Origin of the sequence: Agrobacterium sp. NPDC090283, assembly GCF_044769685.1 — a bacterium.
Taxonomy (GTDB): Bacteria; Pseudomonadota; Alphaproteobacteria; order Rhizobiales; family Rhizobiaceae; genus Agrobacterium.
This window is the reverse complement of the sequence record NZ_JBIVYG010000020.1, coordinates 69,353-86,110: the sequence shown is the minus strand read 5'-3', so window position 1 is coordinate 86,110 and position 16,758 is coordinate 69,353. Positions and strand designations below refer to the sequence as shown.

At 60.6% G+C, this 16,758-nt stretch carries 19 protein-coding genes; 9 read left to right on the top strand and 10 right to left on the bottom strand.

Features of this window, described 5'->3' with window-relative positions:
- Window positions 1-116 precede the first annotated feature (116 nt).
- The 3 genes from rpoH to ACIQUH_RS23565 all read right to left on the bottom strand — a co-directional run bounded on the left by rpoH (window position 117) and on the right by ACIQUH_RS23565 (window position 3,321).
- Window positions 117-1,019 carry an RNA polymerase sigma factor RpoH gene (gene rpoH, locus ACIQUH_RS23575; RefSeq protein ID WP_003522581.1) on the bottom strand — a complete coding sequence of 301 codons (903 nt, stop codon included), beginning with the start codon at window positions 1,017-1,019 and terminating at the stop codon, window positions 117-119.
- A gap of 167 nt (window positions 1,020-1,186) precedes the next feature.
- Entirely contained in the window at window positions 1,187-2,011 is an 825-nt protein-coding gene (locus tag ACIQUH_RS23570; RefSeq protein ID WP_400819625.1) for a class I SAM-dependent methyltransferase, read from the bottom strand.
- Window positions 2,012-2,298: 287 nt separating this feature from the next.
- Entirely contained in the window at window positions 2,299-3,321 is a 1,023-nt protein-coding gene (locus tag ACIQUH_RS23565) for an RluA family pseudouridine synthase (protein WP_400819622.1), read from the bottom strand.
- A gap of 38 nt (window positions 3,322-3,359) precedes the next feature.
- On the opposite strand from ACIQUH_RS23565, the gene ACIQUH_RS23560 reads away from it, so the two are divergent.
- On the top strand, window positions 3,360-3,752 hold the full coding sequence (locus tag ACIQUH_RS23560) for a hypothetical protein (protein WP_400819620.1): 393 nt from the start codon (window positions 3,360-3,362) through the stop codon (window positions 3,750-3,752).
- Window positions 3,742-4,596 carry a TrmH family RNA methyltransferase gene (locus tag ACIQUH_RS23555; RefSeq protein ID WP_400819618.1) on the top strand — a complete coding sequence of 285 codons (855 nt, stop codon included), beginning with the start codon at window positions 3,742-3,744 and terminating at the stop codon, window positions 4,594-4,596. The genes ACIQUH_RS23560 and ACIQUH_RS23555 overlap by 11 nt, the downstream gene beginning before the upstream one ends.
- A gap of 252 nt (window positions 4,597-4,848) precedes the next feature.
- Here ACIQUH_RS23555 and ACIQUH_RS23550 read toward each other — a convergent pair whose 3' ends face one another.
- Together ACIQUH_RS23550 and ACIQUH_RS23545 are read right to left on the bottom strand one after the other, a co-directional pair.
- On the bottom strand, window positions 4,849-6,090 hold the full coding sequence (locus tag ACIQUH_RS23550; protein WP_400819616.1) for a hypothetical protein: 1,242 nt from the start codon (window positions 6,088-6,090) through the stop codon (window positions 4,849-4,851).
- Between the two features lie 316 nt (window positions 6,091-6,406).
- Window positions 6,407-7,003 carry a DUF1134 domain-containing protein gene (locus ACIQUH_RS23545; RefSeq protein ID WP_400819613.1) on the bottom strand — a complete coding sequence of 199 codons (597 nt, stop codon included), beginning with the start codon at window positions 7,001-7,003 and terminating at the stop codon, window positions 6,407-6,409.
- 251 nt (window positions 7,004-7,254) lie between these two features.
- Between ACIQUH_RS23545 and chpT the strand changes: the two genes are divergently transcribed.
- The 3 genes from chpT to ACIQUH_RS23530 all read left to right on the top strand — a co-directional run bounded on the left by chpT (window position 7,255) and on the right by ACIQUH_RS23530 (window position 9,693).
- Window positions 7,255-7,902, top strand: a complete 648-nt coding sequence (gene chpT, locus ACIQUH_RS23540) for a histidine phosphotransferase ChpT (protein WP_269340271.1) — start codon at window positions 7,255-7,257, stop codon at window positions 7,900-7,902.
- Between the two features lie 83 nt (window positions 7,903-7,985).
- Window positions 7,986-8,513, top strand: coding sequence for a GNAT family N-acetyltransferase (locus ACIQUH_RS23535; protein WP_400819610.1), 528 nt, complete (start codon window positions 7,986-7,988; stop codon window positions 8,511-8,513).
- A gap of 133 nt (window positions 8,514-8,646) precedes the next feature.
- On the top strand, window positions 8,647-9,693 hold the full coding sequence (locus tag ACIQUH_RS23530) for an alpha/beta hydrolase family protein (RefSeq protein WP_400819607.1): 1,047 nt from the start codon (window positions 8,647-8,649) through the stop codon (window positions 9,691-9,693).
- A gap of 50 nt (window positions 9,694-9,743) precedes the next feature.
- On the opposite strand, the gene ACIQUH_RS23525 is transcribed toward ACIQUH_RS23530, so the two are convergent.
- On the bottom strand, window positions 9,744-10,259 hold the full coding sequence (locus ACIQUH_RS23525; protein ID WP_400819604.1) for a GNAT family N-acetyltransferase: 516 nt from the start codon (window positions 10,257-10,259) through the stop codon (window positions 9,744-9,746).
- 146 nt (window positions 10,260-10,405) lie between these two features.
- On the opposite strand from ACIQUH_RS23525, the gene ACIQUH_RS23520 reads away from it, so the two are divergent.
- On the top strand, window positions 10,406-11,011 hold the full coding sequence (locus ACIQUH_RS23520; RefSeq protein WP_400819602.1) for a TetR/AcrR family transcriptional regulator: 606 nt from the start codon (window positions 10,406-10,408) through the stop codon (window positions 11,009-11,011).
- Complete coding sequence (locus ACIQUH_RS23515) at window positions 11,001-12,152, top strand: DUF418 domain-containing protein (protein WP_400819600.1); 1,152 nt, start codon at window positions 11,001-11,003, stop codon at window positions 12,150-12,152. Before ACIQUH_RS23520 ends, ACIQUH_RS23515 begins: the two co-directional genes overlap by 11 nt.
- A 74-nt stretch (window positions 12,153-12,226) precedes the next feature.
- Here the strand turns inward: ACIQUH_RS23515 and ctrA are convergent, their stop codons facing one another.
- Window positions 12,227-12,931, bottom strand: coding sequence for a response regulator transcription factor CtrA (ctrA, locus tag ACIQUH_RS23510; protein WP_003522926.1), 705 nt, complete (start codon window positions 12,929-12,931; stop codon window positions 12,227-12,229).
- 479 nt (window positions 12,932-13,410) lie between these two features.
- Here ctrA and ACIQUH_RS23505 point away from each other — a divergent pair, with 479 nt between their 5' ends.
- Together ACIQUH_RS23505 and ACIQUH_RS23500 are read left to right on the top strand one after the other, a co-directional pair.
- On the top strand, window positions 13,411-13,761 hold the full coding sequence (locus ACIQUH_RS23505; protein WP_003491821.1) for a flagellar export protein FliJ: 351 nt from the start codon (window positions 13,411-13,413) through the stop codon (window positions 13,759-13,761).
- A gap of 296 nt (window positions 13,762-14,057) precedes the next feature.
- Entirely contained in the window at window positions 14,058-14,261 is a 204-nt protein-coding gene (locus ACIQUH_RS23500) for a DUF1059 domain-containing protein (RefSeq protein ID WP_003522925.1), read from the top strand.
- Window positions 14,262-14,500: 239 nt separating this feature from the next.
- On the opposite strand, the gene ACIQUH_RS23495 is transcribed toward ACIQUH_RS23500, so the two are convergent.
- The 3 genes from ACIQUH_RS23495 to ACIQUH_RS23485 form a co-directional block, all read right to left on the bottom strand.
- Window positions 14,501-14,782: a GNAT family N-acetyltransferase gene (locus tag ACIQUH_RS23495; RefSeq protein WP_400819595.1), complete on the bottom strand. Its 282-nt coding sequence runs from the start codon at window positions 14,780-14,782 to the stop codon at window positions 14,501-14,503.
- 224 nt (window positions 14,783-15,006) lie between these two features.
- A complete protein-coding gene (locus ACIQUH_RS23490) occupies window positions 15,007-15,282 on the bottom strand; it encodes a DUF1153 domain-containing protein (protein WP_003491799.1) in 276 nt (91 codons plus the stop codon).
- A 191-nt stretch (window positions 15,283-15,473) separates the two neighbouring features.
- Window positions 15,474-16,514: a DUF2793 domain-containing protein gene (locus tag ACIQUH_RS23485; protein WP_400819592.1), complete on the bottom strand. Its 1,041-nt coding sequence runs from the start codon at window positions 16,512-16,514 to the stop codon at window positions 15,474-15,476.
- Window positions 16,515-16,758: the final 244 nt, after the last annotated feature.

Sequence of the window (16,758 nt, the reverse complement as noted above, 5' to 3'; positions counted from 1 at the left end):
TCGCGGGTCTCAAAGGCAGACCATTTCCCATCGCCCGCCTTTTACAAACAAAAAATCCCCGGCCGAAGGCCGAGGATGATTCATGGTCAGCGCATTGGCGTCAAGAGCGCGCGGCCTTACGCATCCACCACGCGCAAGGCACGCGCCGCTTCGAGCGCTTCCTTCTGCACCGCTTCCTGCACCTTTTCGAAGGCGCGAACCTCGATCTGGCGCACGCGTTCGCGGCTGATGTCGAACTCGGAGGAGAGTTCCTCCAGCGTCACCGGGTCTTCGGCAAGGCGGCGGGCCTCGAAAATGCGGCGCTCGCGGTCGTTCAGCACGCCCATGGCCTTGGCCAGCATGCGGCGGCGGGTTTCCAGCTCGTCCTGCTCGATCAGCACGTCTTCCTGGCTGTCATGGTCGTCCACCAGCCAGTCCTGCCATTGGCCTGACTCGCCTTCGGACGCCTTGATCGGCGCATTCAGCGAGGCATCGCCGTGCAGGCGGCGGTTCATCGAGATGACTTCTTCTTCAGACACCTGAAGCTTCGTCGCGATTTCCTTGACGTGTTCCGGCTTCAGATCGCCATCGTCGATTGCCTGGATACGGCCTTTGAGCCGGCGCAGGTTGAAGAACAGGCGCTTCTGGTTGGCGGTCGTGCCCATCTTCACCAGCGACCAGGAGCGCAGGATATATTCCTGGATCGAGGCCTTGATCCACCACATGGCATAGGTGGCCAAACGGAAACCGCGCTCGGGATCGAACTTCTTCACCGCCTGCATCAGGCCGACATTGCCTTCGGAGACGACTTCGCCGATCGGCAGGCCGTAACCGCGGTAACCCATGGCGATCTTGGCGACGAGGCGCAGGTGGCTGGTGACGAGCTTATGCGCGGCGTCGCGGTCGCCATGCTCGGCATAACGCTTGCCAAGCATGTATTCTTCCTGCGGCTCCAGCATCGGAAATTTACGGATTTCGTCGAGATATCTATTGAGACCGGCTTCGCCGGCTGTAATCGTAGGCAAACTATTGCGGGCCATAAAGCACCCCCTTATCTATGGTCTGGAACGGCACCCTCTCTGGCGTGGCAAATCGCCCGCCCGAGGCACACCGTAAGCTGCGGGTCGTTACCGACCCCGCACGAACCCACGTGACAGATATGTACGCGTCCGCTGCGTTTCAAGCGAACGCTGCGTTCACACATGCGTTATGTTCCGGTGACACCTTCTCTCACCTGTTTAACTTTCGAACGGTAGATTCGTTCCGAGAAACCGCCAAGGCCGGAGCGCACCATCAGTTCATACATGACCCGTCGGCGCATGGGATTGTGCAGGCGCACCACCTTCGAGCCGAGGAACTGCGTCTCGACATGGGAAAGCGCCTGCAGATCGGGATCGGCGGCAATCGCGTCCGCATAGGTCGCGTGAAATTCCCGGCGGCAGACATAGGTCTTGTATTTCGTCATGCCGAAGCAGACCAGGCTGTGGCCGTGGGTGCGCAGGAAATCCGCGACGCCCACCGTCACCTCCGGCCAGGCGGGGTTGAAGGTGTCATCGAAGACGATGATGCCATGCGGTGCGATCACCTCCATCGCCAGTTTCGCATCGGCCAGCACATGGTGCAGATGGTGGCCGCCATCGATGCTGAAGAAACGCGCCGGGCCAATGCGCGCGGTGATCTCGGCAGGCGCCAGCCGTGTGCTGTCGCCTTTGATGATGAGGTCCTCATCCATTGGAAATCCCAGCCGGCGGCCGTTTTCCATCAGGCGCTCATATTGATCGAGGCTGCCATCTTCGGGCGGATCGAGATCGAAAAGATCGACGCCCAGCACCTTTTCCTGCGTCTGCGCGAATTTGCGCAGCAGGAAATAGGAGCGGCCATAATAAACGCCGATTTCCGCCATCCCGCCTTCAAGGCCGCTTTTGGTCTGCGCCTGAAGCAAAGCCTTGAAGACAAGCGCATCGGGCGGGTCGATATAACCTTCGACGCTGCGCAGATCCTGGAATATAAACCGGCGGTCTTCGATATTCATAGGCGATAAATCCCGTCATCATGCCGGTTCCGTTCGGGCTATGCGACTTGAACGAATGGCGTTTCCTGCGGCGTCTTTCCCGGCCAAGCTGTTGTGCGGCCACGGTTTTCACAGCGGCGCTTTCAAGCTTTGCGCGGGGCCGAGGAGGTGCGACGATTGAAGCGAAATTGGGGCGGTCTATAAAAAGGACCGACTGCGGAATATCGCTATCCGCTAATCTTTTTTTATTATCCGGGGCTTCCGGCGAAATGTATGGCGCAGTTTTTTGACCGCGCCATGCAAGGTTTTCAGCTGCGCAGGGCAGTCAGCAACTCTTCCATGTCTTTGGGCATGTCGGTTTCGAACTCCATCACCTCGCCCGTGCGCGGATGTTCGAAAGCCAGCAGATAGGCATGCAGGGCCTGCCGCGGAAAGCCGCGGACGGTGCTCCTTGCCGGCTCTTCGAGAAGGTTCGCCTTGGTGCGGAAGGCTGCGCCATATTCGGGATCGCCGATCAGCGGATGGCCGATATGGGCCATGTGCACGCGGATCTGGTGGGTGCGGCCGGTTTCCAGCCGGCATTCCACCATCGAGGCGAGGCAGGTGGCATCGGGCCGTTCATGGTAACGCTCCATCACCTCGTAATGGGTGATGGCCTCGCGGGCGTCGTCTGAATCCTCATGCTTGACGGCGCGTTTGGTGCGGTCGGCGCTGCGGCCGAGCGCTGCGTCGATGGTGCCGCGCAGGGTGCGCGGGCGGCCCCAGACGACGGCCTTGTAGGCGCGTTCCAACGGGCCGGTGCGGCCATGGTCGGCAAATTGCGCGGCGAGATGGCGGTGGGCATTGTCGTTCTTCGCCACCACCATGACGCCTGACGTTTCCTTGTCCAGCCGGTGCACGATGCCCGGCCGCTTGACGCCGCCAATGCCGGAAAGGCTGTCGCCGCAATGGTGGATGAGGGCGTTGACCAGCGTGCCGGTCCAGTTGCCGGCGCCCGGATGCACGACGAGACCGGCGGGCTTGACGAGTACGATCAGGTCTTCGTCCTCATATTCAACGTCGAGCGGAATGTCCTCGCCCTGTGGCACGGGGTCTTCCGGCTCGGGCATGACGATCTCGATGCGATCGCCCGGATGCACTTTCTTTTTCGGTTCGGTCACGGGTTGGCCGTTGAGGAGAACCGCGCCCTGCTCGATCAGCGCCTTCAGGCGGCTGCGCGACAGATCGCTGCCGACTTCGCCCACCAGCCACACATCGATGCGGCCTTCGGCGTCTTCCCCGGCAATCAGGACTTTCCTTGCGTCTCCGCCTTGTTTAAAGGGGTCGTTCATTCTTATTTTTCCGATCCATCAGCATTTCAGGGAACCCGATGACGCAGATCGAGCAAGACGAACAGGAAGACAAGCCGCTTGATCCGGCCATGGAAAAAGTTCGCCGCAAGATGATCCGTTTGCAGATCGTGTCGGGCTCCGTGATGTTTATCAGCCTTATGGCCGTCTTCGGTGCGGTTGTCTACAAGGCGATGGGGCCGTCGAAAACGGTTCAGACGCAAAGCGAAGCGCCGAACCTCGCCGTTCCCACCGGCAACGGACCGGTCGCCGTCACCGCCAGCCTGCCGCAGGGCTTTGTGATCGACAATGTCAGCTATTCCGGCGGCGACATGCTGTTTTACGGCCGGCTCGCCAACGGCACACGCAAGGCGCTGGTCTTCAACGTCGCGGCCGGCCGATTCCTGGCCGATGTGACGGTCGATGGCCAGTGAGGGCAATGACCGGCTGGAGGGGCGGGCGCTGATCCCGGTCGAGGATCCCGCCGATCCGCGCATCGCCGCCTTTCGCGACATCCGCGAGCGCGATCTGACTGGCCGGCAGGGTCGCTTCATTGCCGAAGGCACGGTGGTGCTGCGCATGCTGGCCGCCGCCCACAAAGCGGGCGGGGCCTTTGCGGCGGAAAGCATCCTGATCCTGCGCAACCGGCTTTCCGGCGTGGCGGATATTCTCGCCGATTTTCCTGATGACGTTCCCGTTTATGTGGCTGAAGCGCCGGTGCTGGACGGTATCGTCGGTTTTCACCTGCATCGCGGAATTCTCGCACTCGGCCGCCGGGTGCGCGATGATGGGCTGGAGCAGATGACGGCGGCGCTTCCCGCGTCTTCTCTGGTGCTTGTGGGCTGCGGCATTTCCAACCACGATAATCTGGGCGCGATGTTCCGCAATGCGGCGGCCTTTTATGCCGATGCGGTGTTTTTGGACGAGACGTGCTGCGATCCGCTCTATCGCAAGGCGCTGCGGGTTTCCGTCGGGTCTGTGCTGTCGGTGCCCTATCATCGCGGTGGCGGGGCGGTGGAGATGCTGGAGCGGCTTTCCGAGGCCGGTTTTGCGATCTGGAGCCTTTCGCCAAATGGTGAGACCGAGATTCGCGATATTCCCCGATCCGAACGCATGGCGCTGGTGATTGGCACAGAAGGTGAGGGGCTGCCGCAATCGGTGCTGTCGCGGTTTCATACGGCGCGGATTGCGCAGTCGCCGCAGCTGGATAGTTTGAATGCGGGGACGGCTTCGGGGCTGGCGCTTTATCAGATGGCGGGGGCGATGGGGCGGGTGTGATCGTGCGGCTTCAGGGCATGGGGTTTACAGCAAGCGTCGGTGTATGCCGCTTCACCCCCCTCTGTCCTGCCGGACATCTCCCCCTCAAGGGGGGAGATCGACTCGTGGTTAGCTCTCGACCATCTCAACCTTCGCGAATGAAGCGCTGATCGCGCCTCTTGCCGATCTCCCCCCTTGAGGGGGAGATGCCCGGCAGGGCAGAGGGGGGGTAAGCCGCACCCACTGAGGCGGACTATCCCCCACCCACCAGCTTTAGCGTTTCCGCTTCTCCATCACCACCGTCGCCCGCTTGGCAAGGCTCTCCCGCGCTGACGAACCCGACGCCTTGGCCAGCAACCCCGGAATGGGCGATGTCTCACCCTCCTGCGCAGCCGTGAGTGCGATCATCTCGGCGGCGATCCTCGCGATTTCGCGGCGGATCGGTTCGTCATTGCCGGTGCCGCGCACATTCAGCAGGCGTTCGGTAAGCGCCGTGCCCTGATTGCGGATATCCTCGATTTCCTGTTCCAGACCTTCCGGTGCTGGTGCCGCTGGCTCAACCACCGGGGAGACTGCGGTCTCCTCTGCGGCCACTGCCTGTGCCGCGGATTCTGCCGCGACCACAGGCGCGGTTTCCAGTGCGGCGATGGGCGCTGGGGCTGTTGCCGGTTGCGGCGGGTTCACCGCTTTCTCCACCGGCACGGCGGGGTTCGACAGGCGGATGATCATGTCGTTGGCGCGGCCGCCGGTTGCGGCAAGCTGCTCCTTCAGCCGGGCGACGTCCTGATTGCGCAGGGTCAGCATCGTGTCGAGATCGGCATTTTTCGCCATCAGCGTGGCGAGCTGTTCCTCCAGCCGGGTGACCTTGCGGCTTTCGCGGGCAACCGCCGTCATCGCTTCCTTGTTGCGGGCGGCGACATCCTGCAATTCGCGGGTCGCGGTCTCGCCTTCCTTGCGGAAACGCGTGGCACTCTGCTTGGCCTGCTCGGCCTCCAGATCGCGGGTGGCGGCGGTGATTTTCGAATCATCCAGCTCACGCGTCAGATTGGTGAGGCGGGCGGTGAGATCCGACATCTGGCTGGCGCGCTCGTTGGCGGCCTGTTCCTGCTGCAGGAGATTGGCCGCAATCGTGCCGGCGCGTTCTTCGCTGGCATCGAGGGCGGCGCGCAATTCGCCGATCTCCAGCGTCAGCTCCTCGATTTTCAGGGAGAAGCCGCGGTTCTGTTCGCCGAGGCGATAGGCATCGCTGGAGGCGGCCTCGTTGGCGAGGCGCAGCGAGGTGTTTTTTTCCCGTTCGGTATCCAGCTCCTGGCGGACCTTGGCGTTTTCGGCGGCGTAAAGCGCGCGCGCCATGTCCTTCTGGGCGCGCACTTCCTGCGGGCTGATGGGCATGGTCGCCCGCAGGCGGTTTTCCGTATAGGCGACGATGCGGCGGTGGATCGCGGGTGCGATCAACAGGGCCAGCAGGGTTGCGGTGAGAAAACCCAATCCGAAGAGAATGGCATATTCGATCACGCGGGACAGTCTCCGAAACTCAGATACGCGCGCATTCGGAAAGAGGGGCGCGAAGGCACGTTACGCTATTATTGCAACCATGGGGAGGGGTGTCTCCCGGCAATTACAGAGGCGGTGTCGGTGCCCCTTGTTTCTTCTCCCCGAGGGGGAGAAGTCCGCGGCAGCGGGATGAGGGGGCAAGGGTGGAGATGTACGGAGAGCGAGCCCCCTCATTCGACCCTTCGGGCCACCTTCTCCCCGACGGGGAGAAGAAGCCTGCCGCAATCTCTCATCCTGTATGCCACCGTTGGCTCCGCTGCACTTCGCCGTCAGCGAATCAGAAGGGGTTCCAGGTCGGCTGCTGGGTGAGCTTCAGGTAACCGACATTGATGCCGAGGCGCGCGCCGATGCCGGTGCGGATGGGGGCGAGCGTCACATCGCTGCTTTTCAGATAGGTCATGCCGACGCCGGCGACGATGAAGGCGGAGCCGCTGACGCCGCCATAGCGGCGGTAAAGCGCGTCGACCGAGGGCAGGTTGTAGACCAGCATCATGGCGCGGGTGCCCTGGCCGCCATAATCGAGGCCAAGCGAGGGGCCCTGCCAGAAGACCGGGTGCTGGCCGGCATTCTTGGTATAAAGCGTGCCTTCGCCATAGGTGAGGCCGGCAACGAAAGCGCCGGAGCCTTCCTGGCCGAGAATGTAACCGTTCGGAAGACCGTATTGCTGGAAGGCGCGCTCCACCACCTTGGCAAGGCCGCCGGTGGTTTCACCGAAGAATCCGTGGCCTGCATCCACGACTTCCTGGAAAGAATATTGATCGCTGTTCTGGGCCGCGGCCGGTGCGACCCACATCAGGAGGCTCGCAAGGAGCGCGACAATCTTTCCCAGTCCGAGGCGTGCAATGGTGCGGGTTTTCGTAAGGCGCATCGTCATGTCCGTCCGTCTGTTCGTTAGCGCAACAATCCCGCAAACCCGAATCGGTTTTCGCAGGGGCCGCCGCGCAGAGTCAAAGTTCTACAGCATGTTTCGTGCATCCTTGCGGATACACGGGGCTCCAGTGTGGCCTGTTAAGGCATTTGGCATTTTGAAACCATCCTATTAACAATCGGTTTACCAAATATGGTGTCATTATGGCTTAACAATTTCCACACCGTCCGCGCCTCCCTTGCGCAGGAGAGAATTTTATGACGAGCAAACTCAATATCACGCTGTCCGGTCCCGATCTGGCGGCTCTTCTGTGCAGCCGTGTGTGCCATGACGTTATTTCTCCTGTCGGCGCCATCAATAACGGCCTCGAACTGCTGGACGAGGGCGGCACGGATGACGATGCGCTCGATCTCATCCGCACGTCAGCGCTTAACGCATCCGTGCGGCTTAAGTTCGCCCGCCTTGCCTTCGGCGCTTCCGGCTCGGCCGGTGCTTCGATCGACACCGGCGAGGCCGAAAAGGCCGCCCAGGATTTCGCCGCCGCCGAAAAGAAAGCGGAAGTGAGCTGGAACGGCCCGCGCGCCATCGTTGCGAAGAATCGTGTCAAACTTCTGCTCAACCTCTTCCTCGTCGCTTATGGCGCCATACCGCGCGGCGGCAATGTGGATGTGCTCCTGGAAAATCCTGATGGTGACGCCAGATTCGAAATCACCGTCAAGGGCCGGATGATGCGCGTTCCGGCCAAGTTCGTGGAAATCTACGAAGGCCGGCTGGAAGAGGCGGTCGATGCCCATTCCGTGCAGCCCTATTACACGCTGCTTCTGGCCGAAGAGGCCAATATGGCGGTGGAATACAAGGTGCATGAAGACCGCATCGTCTTTACCGCCAAGACGGTTGCCGAGTGACGGTGCAATTACCGATATGAATTTGTGAGAGGCCGGATCGCGTCAACCAACGCGCCGGCCTTTTTATTTTGGGGAGCATGTTCATGACACGTCTGGCAACCGCCCGCCTTGTCCTGCGGCCGCATGCCATTTCGGATGAGGCGCTTTATTGCGCCTTCTGGGGGGCGGCCGTTCGGCCGATCGCGGGGGTTACGTCGATTGCCCCGCTGGACCCGGAACTCGCCTTCGCGCGCCTGTTGCGTTTCATCGGCCATTGGTCCGTTTTCGGTTTCGGCCCCTTCGTGGTGGAAGAGCTTGCCACAGGGCGCATCGTCGGCGAGGTGGGCTTTGCCCATATGCGCCGCGGCAACGGCGCCGATTTCGATGGGGTGCCCGAGGCGATGTGGAAAATCGACGGGCAACTGGCGGGCAAAGGCGTTGCAACCGAAGCGGTTGAGGCCGCGACGCGCTGGTTCGACGAGAGCGGAATTTCGCGACGGACCGTCTGCATGATCGATGCGCTCAACACGCCGTCGCTGGCGATTGCCGCCCGATTCGGCTTTCATCCGTTTCGCGAGACGATGTTCCGCAACAACCCTGTCCGGCTTTTCGAGCGGGTAGGCGGGAAATAGCGCCTGCATTGCGGCGGGCGACGTGGCGGGGCGGAGACCTCGAACAGGTTTCAGAACGTGCTTGAACCTGATTGAGGTCTCGGCAGATGGCGGTTTGAGGCAAGGGTTGGCCATATCAACTCCGGAGCCTCCCATGCGTCTTTTCCTCCTGGCGGCAATCGCCGTCCTTTCCACCCTTCGCGTCGCGATGGCTGACAGCGCCATCGGTTTCAAGCAGACGGAATTGCCTGCTGATGCCGGCGGGCATGCGCTCACCATATCCCTTTGGTATCCGGCCGCGCCCTTAGGCAAAACCGAGACCGTCGGAGAAAACGCCGCCTTTTATGGCCTTGAGGTGCAGCCAGATGCGCCCTTCCTCACGGGGTCTCGCCCTCTTGTCCTGATGTCGCACGGTTTTGGCGGAAGCTGGCGCAATCTCAACTGGATTGCCGGCGCGCTTGTGCGGCAGGGTTTTGTGGTGGCCGCGCCTGACCACAAGGGTGAATCATTTACCGAGGCCGATGCGACCGAGATCGTTCCCCTGTGGGAACGGCCGCGCGATATCAGCCGAACGCTGACGGCGCTGCTCGATCATGACGATCTTGCCGGCGGGATCGACCGCGGGCGCATAGCCGTGATCGGCCATTCTCTCGGCGGCTGGACCGCGATGGAACTGGCAGGTGCCCGTTACAGCGCCGATCTTGCCCTGAAGGATTGCAACAGGGCAAAGCTCCCGCCGCAATGCAAGGCGCCGCGGCTGCTGGGCAAGGTTGGCATCGTCGGTGACGGCAAGGCCGATCCGCGTCTTGCGATGGACTGGCGAGATGCCCGCATCCGCGCCGTCGTGGCGCTCGATCTCGGGCCGGCCGCCGGTTTTCTGCCGGAGACGCTGCAACAGGTGGAGGTGCCGGTTCTGGTTCTGGCCGCCGGTGTGGAGACGCCCGAGATTGCCGCCATCAAGGCCGATTCGGACTATATTGCCCGGCATCTGCCCGGCGCCACGACCGTCTACCGTGAAATACCGGATGCCAGCCATTTCAGCTTCATGCAAATCTGCAAGCCGAACGGCGAAAAAATCGTCGAGGAGCTTTCGCCGGGCGAGGGGTTCGTCTGCCGCGATGGCGGCGGCAGGGACCGCGCGGCCCTGCATGCACAGATTTCCGAGGCAATCCTCGACTTCCTGAAAGTGGACATGCGGTAGGACTTTTGAAGCGCTTCGGGGGCTGTGGCGGCCCCGAAGCTTTGCGATTTTCAGGCCGTCTTGAGTTGGTGATAACGATAAACGAGGTCCTCGGGGTCGGAGCGTGGCGCCGAGGGATCGAGAGTGCCGCCGATTCGTTCGGCGACGGCCGCTGATTTGCGGTTCTGTGGCGAGACGTAGCTGACCAGTGTCGGCAGGTTCAGGGTCTTGAAAGCCCAGTCACGCAGCGCAATTGCGGCTTCCGCTGCATATCCGTGTCCCTCATGGCCGTCGTAAAGCAGCCAGCCGAGCTCTTTCTCCGGAAACAGGGGGCCATGATTGATGCCCACCTGGCCGATGCACTCCCCCGTTTCGCGAAGCTCCATCATCAGCGCGCCATGGCCGAAGAAATGCCAATTGGCGAGATCGTGACAGAAAACACCCCATGTCTTCCAGAGGTCATAGGGGCCGCCGACGCCGGCGGAGCGGGGCGAGGCCATGAAGTCGAGATAGGCGGGGAAATCCACCATGACCTGCGGACGCAATAAAAGACGGTCGGTTCCAAGTGTGGGGATGGCGTGTTGCATGTCTTTTTCTTCCTCGGCGGCGGCGGGTCTGACTGTGCCCCTTTCCTATCATCGGCGGAAAGGATCGATGCAAGCGAGAAAAAGCTGGAAATGAATCCAGGGAAGGATTAATAAACCGAGCAGTCACTTTATTAATGAGGTTTGCCGTGAGAATTGTCGATCCCGATCAGCACCTTGCAAAACGACGGGAGATTCTGTCTTCCGCACGGGTCATTTTTGCCCGGCATGGATTTCACCGAACCAGCACCGATATGATCTGCAAGGCGGCGGGCATCAGTTCGGGCAGTCTTTTCCACTATTTCCCGACCAAAAAAGCCCTCATTCTCGCGCTGGTCGAGCAGGAAGGCCGCGACATCGCGGCGGCCATGGAGGCGTTGTCCAGGCTGGACGATCCGGTCGGCGCCGTGGAGCATTTTCTCGATGGTATCGTGAAGGCGGTGGACGACGGCACCGAACGCAATCTTGTCCTGGAAATCGCGGCCGAATCAGCCAGAGACGTGGATGTCGCAACCTTGAGCAAGACCGGCGACGAGGCCCTGCGACATGGGCTGGAAGCGATTGTCCGGCAGGGCGTTGAGACTGGCGCATTCGCACCCGTCGTTTCACCTTCGCAGTTTGCGGATTTCATGCTCGTTGTCATAGACGGTATTTTCAGTCGCTCGAGCACGGATCCCGATTATTCTGCGGCGCAGGCCGCTCCTTCAATTCGCAATATCCTCACGGCAGCGCTCGGGGTTGCCGATGCACAATAAGGTTGCCCGTATCGGCGATGTGGACGCCCTTCGCGGAATTGCCCTGCTGGGCATCCTGCAGGTCAATATTCTGGCCTTTTCATCGGTCTATTATGGTACGGGCTTACCATCGCCCGTGGCGTCCTCCGCCTCGACCCTGCTCGTGAAGCTTTTTATTTCGATTATTTTCGAACTGAAGTTCTATCTCATCTTCTCCTTCCTCTTCGGCTACAGCTTCACGCTTCAGGTGCGATCCGCCGAGAAGGCCGGAGCATCCTTTCCCACGCGTTTTCTGCGGCGCCAGGCGGGGCTTCTTGTTATCGGTCTGGCGCATGCCGCCTTGCTGTTTCATGGCGATATTCTGGTGACTTACGCCGTGCTTGGCCTCGGTCTCCTGTGGGCGAGGGGTCTTTCCGACCGTAGGCAGGTTCAGATCGCGGCGGGTCTCATTTTTACCTGTTCCGCGCTTTGGGCGCTTCTCGCGATGCTGCAATGGGAGAGTATGGGCACTCAGTCTGCGACATTTTCCCCGGCGGAGGGCATCGCGGCGCTTTCGGCCTATCGAGGTGACTTTACCGGCATCGTCGGCCAGCACATTCGGGACTGGGCGGCAACGGTGCCGCTTCTGGTCCTGGTTCAGGCGCCATGCGCTTTCGCGATGTTCCTCTTCGGCAATGTCGCGGGCCGCAGGCAATTGCTCGCAAGGCCGGAGAGTTTCCGCCATTATCTGCGGCCTGTTCTCGGTTATGGCATTGCCCTGGGCATGCCGGGTGCGTTTTTATATGCTGTGGCCACGCAGCTTGCGGCCGGAACGCCGTGGGAAACTGCCGGTCTTGCCGTTTCGATCCTCACCGCGCCCTTGCTTGCCGCCGCTTATATCGCTCTCATTCTTGGTGCTTTTCAGAGAATTCGCGGCGGGAAGCTCTATGATTGGCTGGTGAATGCCGGTCGGACGGCTCTATCCAACTACCTGCTGCAATCGGTCCTATGCGGGGCGATTTTTTATGGTTTCGGCCTCGGCCTCATCGACAGGCTGGATATGCTGCCGGTCGTTTGTATCGCGTGGGCGATATTTTTTGCGCAGCTTGCGGTCAGTACCCTGTGGCTTCGGGCGTTTCGTCAGGGGCCGGTGGAATGGCTGTTGCGCTTCGTCACCAGATGATATCTGCCGCAGGGGCCAAACAAAAACCCGCCGTTCCCGGCGGGTTTTTAACAACTGCCCTGTCCTTAAACGGATCAGGCGGTTTCGAGGAATTCCGTGGCGCCGTCAGGCTCGCGCAGAACATAGCCGCGGCCCCAGACGGTTTCGATGTAGTTTGCGCCGCCGGCGGCGTTTGCGAGCTTCTTGCGCAGCTTGCAGATGAAGACGTCGATGATCTTCAGTTCCGGCTCGTCCATGCCGCCATAGAGGTGGTTCAGGAACATTTCCTTGGTCAGCGTCGTGCCCTTGCGCAGCGAAAGCAGCTCGAGCATCTGATATTCCTTGCCGGTCAGGTGAACGCGCTGGCCGCCCACTTCAACCGTCTTGGCATCGAGATTGACGATCAGCTCGCCGGTGGCGATGACCGATTGCGCATGGCCCTTGGAACGGCGGACGATGGCGTGAATGCGGGCAACAAGCTCGTCCTTGTGGAACGGCTTCGTCATGTAATCGTCGGCACCGAAGCCGAGGCCGCGCACCTTGTCCTCGATGCCGGCCATGCCGGAGAGGATGAGGATCGGCGTCTTGACCTTGGAGAGGCGAAGCGTTCTCAGTACCTCGTAACCCGACATGTCGGGCAGGTTGAGGTCGAGAAGAATAATGTCGTAGTCGTAGAGCTTGCCAAGGTCCACGCCTTCCTCGCCGAGGTCGGTCGTGTAGACGTTAAAGCTTTCCGACTTGAGCATCAGTTCAATGCTCTGCGCTGTTGCGCTGTCGTCTTCAATCAGTAGAACCCGCATAATTATCCCCTTTGCCGCCCGCGAACCGGTAAATCATTGCCTCGCGCGATGCGGATCCAGACGTTGCCTGATTTGCAGGCTGCCACCAAATGGTTAACAAATTCTAATTGCCTTTGGCAAGGTGTATCGAATTTATTAAGCAAACTAGGCATTTCGCTGTTTTTGCACGTGAATCCACCATCGCCAAAATTGAAGCTTAACGTGAGGATTTCCCGCTAAGTGATTCAATCGACTCTTACATCGTCTGGCCCATTTTTTTGGACCTGGCATTTACCGACCCTTAAATGATCGTCGTTATCATTAACGATGCCCGTAAACGAAAGGTTAACGACGGCGGTTTTTTATTAACGTCGGGTAACTTTTGGGAATCATTCCGGGACAGGGGCAACCCTTAAGGAAAAACGGGCGGGTTAAACGGGCCGAGCAGGGGGGCATAGTGCCTTTTTGATCCGGGTCTCGCTATCCATGGAGTATTGCGTATGAAGTCGCGTGACAGCCTGGTTCGCCTGAAGGAATTTCAGGTCAATGAAAAACGCCGGCAGCTTAACCAGCTGCAGCAGATGATGTCCGAATTCGAACGGATGGCAAAGGAACTGGTGCATCAGATATCTCTGGAAGAGAGCAAGTCGGGTATCACTGATCCGACGCATTTCGCCTATCCGACCTTCGCCAAGGCCGCACGCCAGCGGGCGGATAATCTTCAGGTCTCCATTCGGGAACTGAAGGCCCAGCAGGAAGCTGCGGAAGCTTCGCTGGAAGAGGTGCAGGCCGAATATGAAAAGGCCGCGGCCCTCGAAAACCGCGACGGAGCCATCCGCGCCCGCGCCTGACGCCCGCGTCTGACGATTGGCGCAGGAGTTTACGAAGATCGTCCTCATTGACGGCTGCCGGTGGATCAGGAGGCGGCTTTCAATGACGGGACGCCATGCATTTTTTTAAAAAGGCCGCTCCTTGGGGAGCGGCCTTTTGTTTTGCTGTGTCGCCGGTGTTTCGCGCCGGACGACCAACCCCGATTTCGATTGTCCGGGGGTGGGTAAAGGCGTATTTTATGCGGGTTCCGACCATGAGCCGGAGTTTTGCGCGCGCGCCTCAAGCGGGCGCGGGCGGCTATTTCAGGGAGGGAAAAATGGCCCGACAATATATAGATTGCCGCGAATTCCCCAGCGACAGCAGATGCACCGTCGCCATCTCCGCCGATTCTCCGGAGGAGCTTATGGAAGCGGCCGTGCAGCACGCCGTGGCGGTGCATGGCGCGAAGGATACGCTGGAATTCCGTGAAGAAGTCCGCAGGAGCATGCATGCCGGGACGCCGCCGCTGAAGGTGGCGTGACGGGGTAGGTCAAGAATGACGCAGTACTTGGAACCGTAGCGAGGGACCGGGTGTAAGCCGCTTGTTTCTTCTCCCCGCCGGGGAGAAGGTCGCGGCAGCGGGATGAGGGGGCAAGGGTCAAGATAAACCGAGGGCTAGCCCCTCATCCGACCCTTCGGGCCACCTTCTCCCCGGCGGGGAGAAGAAACAAGCGGCGACGCTTGCGATTATTCTGCCCTCAGACAGACGATGAAGCGCCCTTACCCCTGGATCACATCCGCCCAGTCGGCATGGCGCAGCGTCTGGGCCTTGAAGAAGGGGCAGAGCGGAATGATTTTCCAGCCACCCCTGCGGGCTTCATCGATCGCATGGGCGGCGAGCGCCTGACCCACACCTTTGCCGCGCAGCGCATCGGGCACGCCGGTATGGTCGATGATGATGAGGGAAGGGGAGGTGCGCGAATAGGTCATCTCCGCCTTGTGGCCGTCGATGGTTGCCGAATATTCGCCGTGCGATCCGGTTTCGGTTGTCTTGATGTCCATAATGAGCGCCTTCCACATTGCTGTTCGTTGCCGCCACTGTAACGGCTTCAGCCTGAATTGAAACAGCACGATAGCGAACGCAGCGGACACAAACCGGCGACAATCGCCGGCTCTGTCAGGCAGTTTTCGGGGGAAATCCAAAATCAAACCGAAAGCCCCGTCGATGATCCGGCGGGGCGTTCTGGACATTCGGTCTGGGCGCGTTTTCGCGCCGGCGCACTGTTTTAGTGGCGATATTGCTGAATGCGCGTGGTGCGCAGGCCGGCAAGGCCATGATCGGCAATCGAGGACTGCCAGGACAGAAATTCTTCAACGGTGAGCGTATAACGCTCGCAGGCTTCCTCGAGGCTCAACAGTCCACCGCGTACCGCTGCAACCACCTCCGCCTTTCTGCGAATGACCCAGCGACGGGTATTGGCAGGCGGAAGATCCGCAATCGTCAGAGGGCTGCCATCGGGGCCGATGACATATTTAACTCGTGGGCGTATCATTTCGGTCATTGGACACTCTATACAAACTCAAGACCATATGACGGGAACTCTATCCCCGTACCTTTAAAAATTGCCTAAGCAGCTCGTGACAATTTATTAAGAATTTGAACGGTTTCGCCTGATTTGTTCGAGTCGCCTTATTTTGCCGGGAAAAAATTTTTCCAAAAATCGCAATTTTTCTCTCTCATCGGTTGTTTCCGTTAGAGTGCTGCAAGCGAAAGGCCCGTTTTCCCGTTGCCCTGGGTAAATTCCGCCGTTCCCTCATGCTGCAGCCGCAGGCGGTCGCCGCCATCGAGGGAAAGGATGGAGGTTGCCGACTGCGATGTGCCTGACGTCGATGCATTGCCGGCGATGCCGAAGCTGGCCGCCATGCCGTTGATGAAAAGCGTCACCCGGTGGCCGGACGAGGAAACCACGGCGAGCATCAAGGCCGCCAGATAAAGGCCCTTTGCCGGAACGACGAGTTCACGCCCGCCGCCGCTCACCGCATCACCGAGCGCAAAGCCGCCCTCGGCGGTGGAGAGCACGGAAAAACCTGCCGCCGCGCCATTGGCGGGTTTCGTCGTGCCCGCCGGCAGGCCGGCAACGGCAAGCGGGCGGTTCGGCATCGAGACCCGGCCATCGCCGCTGCATAGAAGCGCGGTGTGCCATGAGGCGCCATCCTTGCTGGTCTTGATTGAAAAGCCGTCATTGCCGGCAAGGCCCATTTCCGCCCGGCCGCTCCAGCCGGACTGGAACAGCAGCGAGGCGGTATCGGTTCTGCCCGCCTTGTTGACCGTCATGCGGTGGCTGCCATCTTCTGCGGCATGGGTGAAGAGGCTGGCGGGGGAGGCGAGCGCCAGCCGGTTGGTGGCGTCGGCCTCCGTGCCGATGCCCAGCCTTTCCAGCCGGCCGGTGGCCGGCAGCGGCATGTCGCGCCAGTTGCCGTCGCGCAGGATGCGATATCTGTTCTCGGCCGCAAACCAGGCCGCCCAGCCGGGCTGCGGCGTGATCGAAAGCCACGCGCCATCCTGCCGGAAGGCAAGCCTGCCCCCCTTGCCGGTCCAGTCGCCCGCGGCATCGGCGGAGAGGAGGAAGCAGTCGCCTTCCGCTGCGTTATCGGGTGGAGTGGTGACGGTGGACCTGATGACGAGCTGCACGATTGCGTCGAGCCTCTGCAGGGCTTCGTTATGGGTGACGTGTTTCTGTGCCTGCGAGGGGAGGATATAGGGAAGCTGAAGTCTTGCCGTCTGTTCCGTCATGATGTGCCTTCCGCGCGGTTGTGTTTCCTTGCGGGGCATTGTGGGGTGGCGGCGTGGGGTGGGGATGAGTGGGGGTGGAATTATTTTTTGGGGGGGCGGGAATGGGGATTTTTTGGGGCTTCGGCGTGTGCCGCTTTACCCCCCTCTGCCCTGCCGGGCAGAGGGGGGTTAATGGGGCCAAGCCGAATCTGAACAAAACAAAAAATTTTAGGGGTGGAACAATAAAACCGCCGTAGAAGGGAAC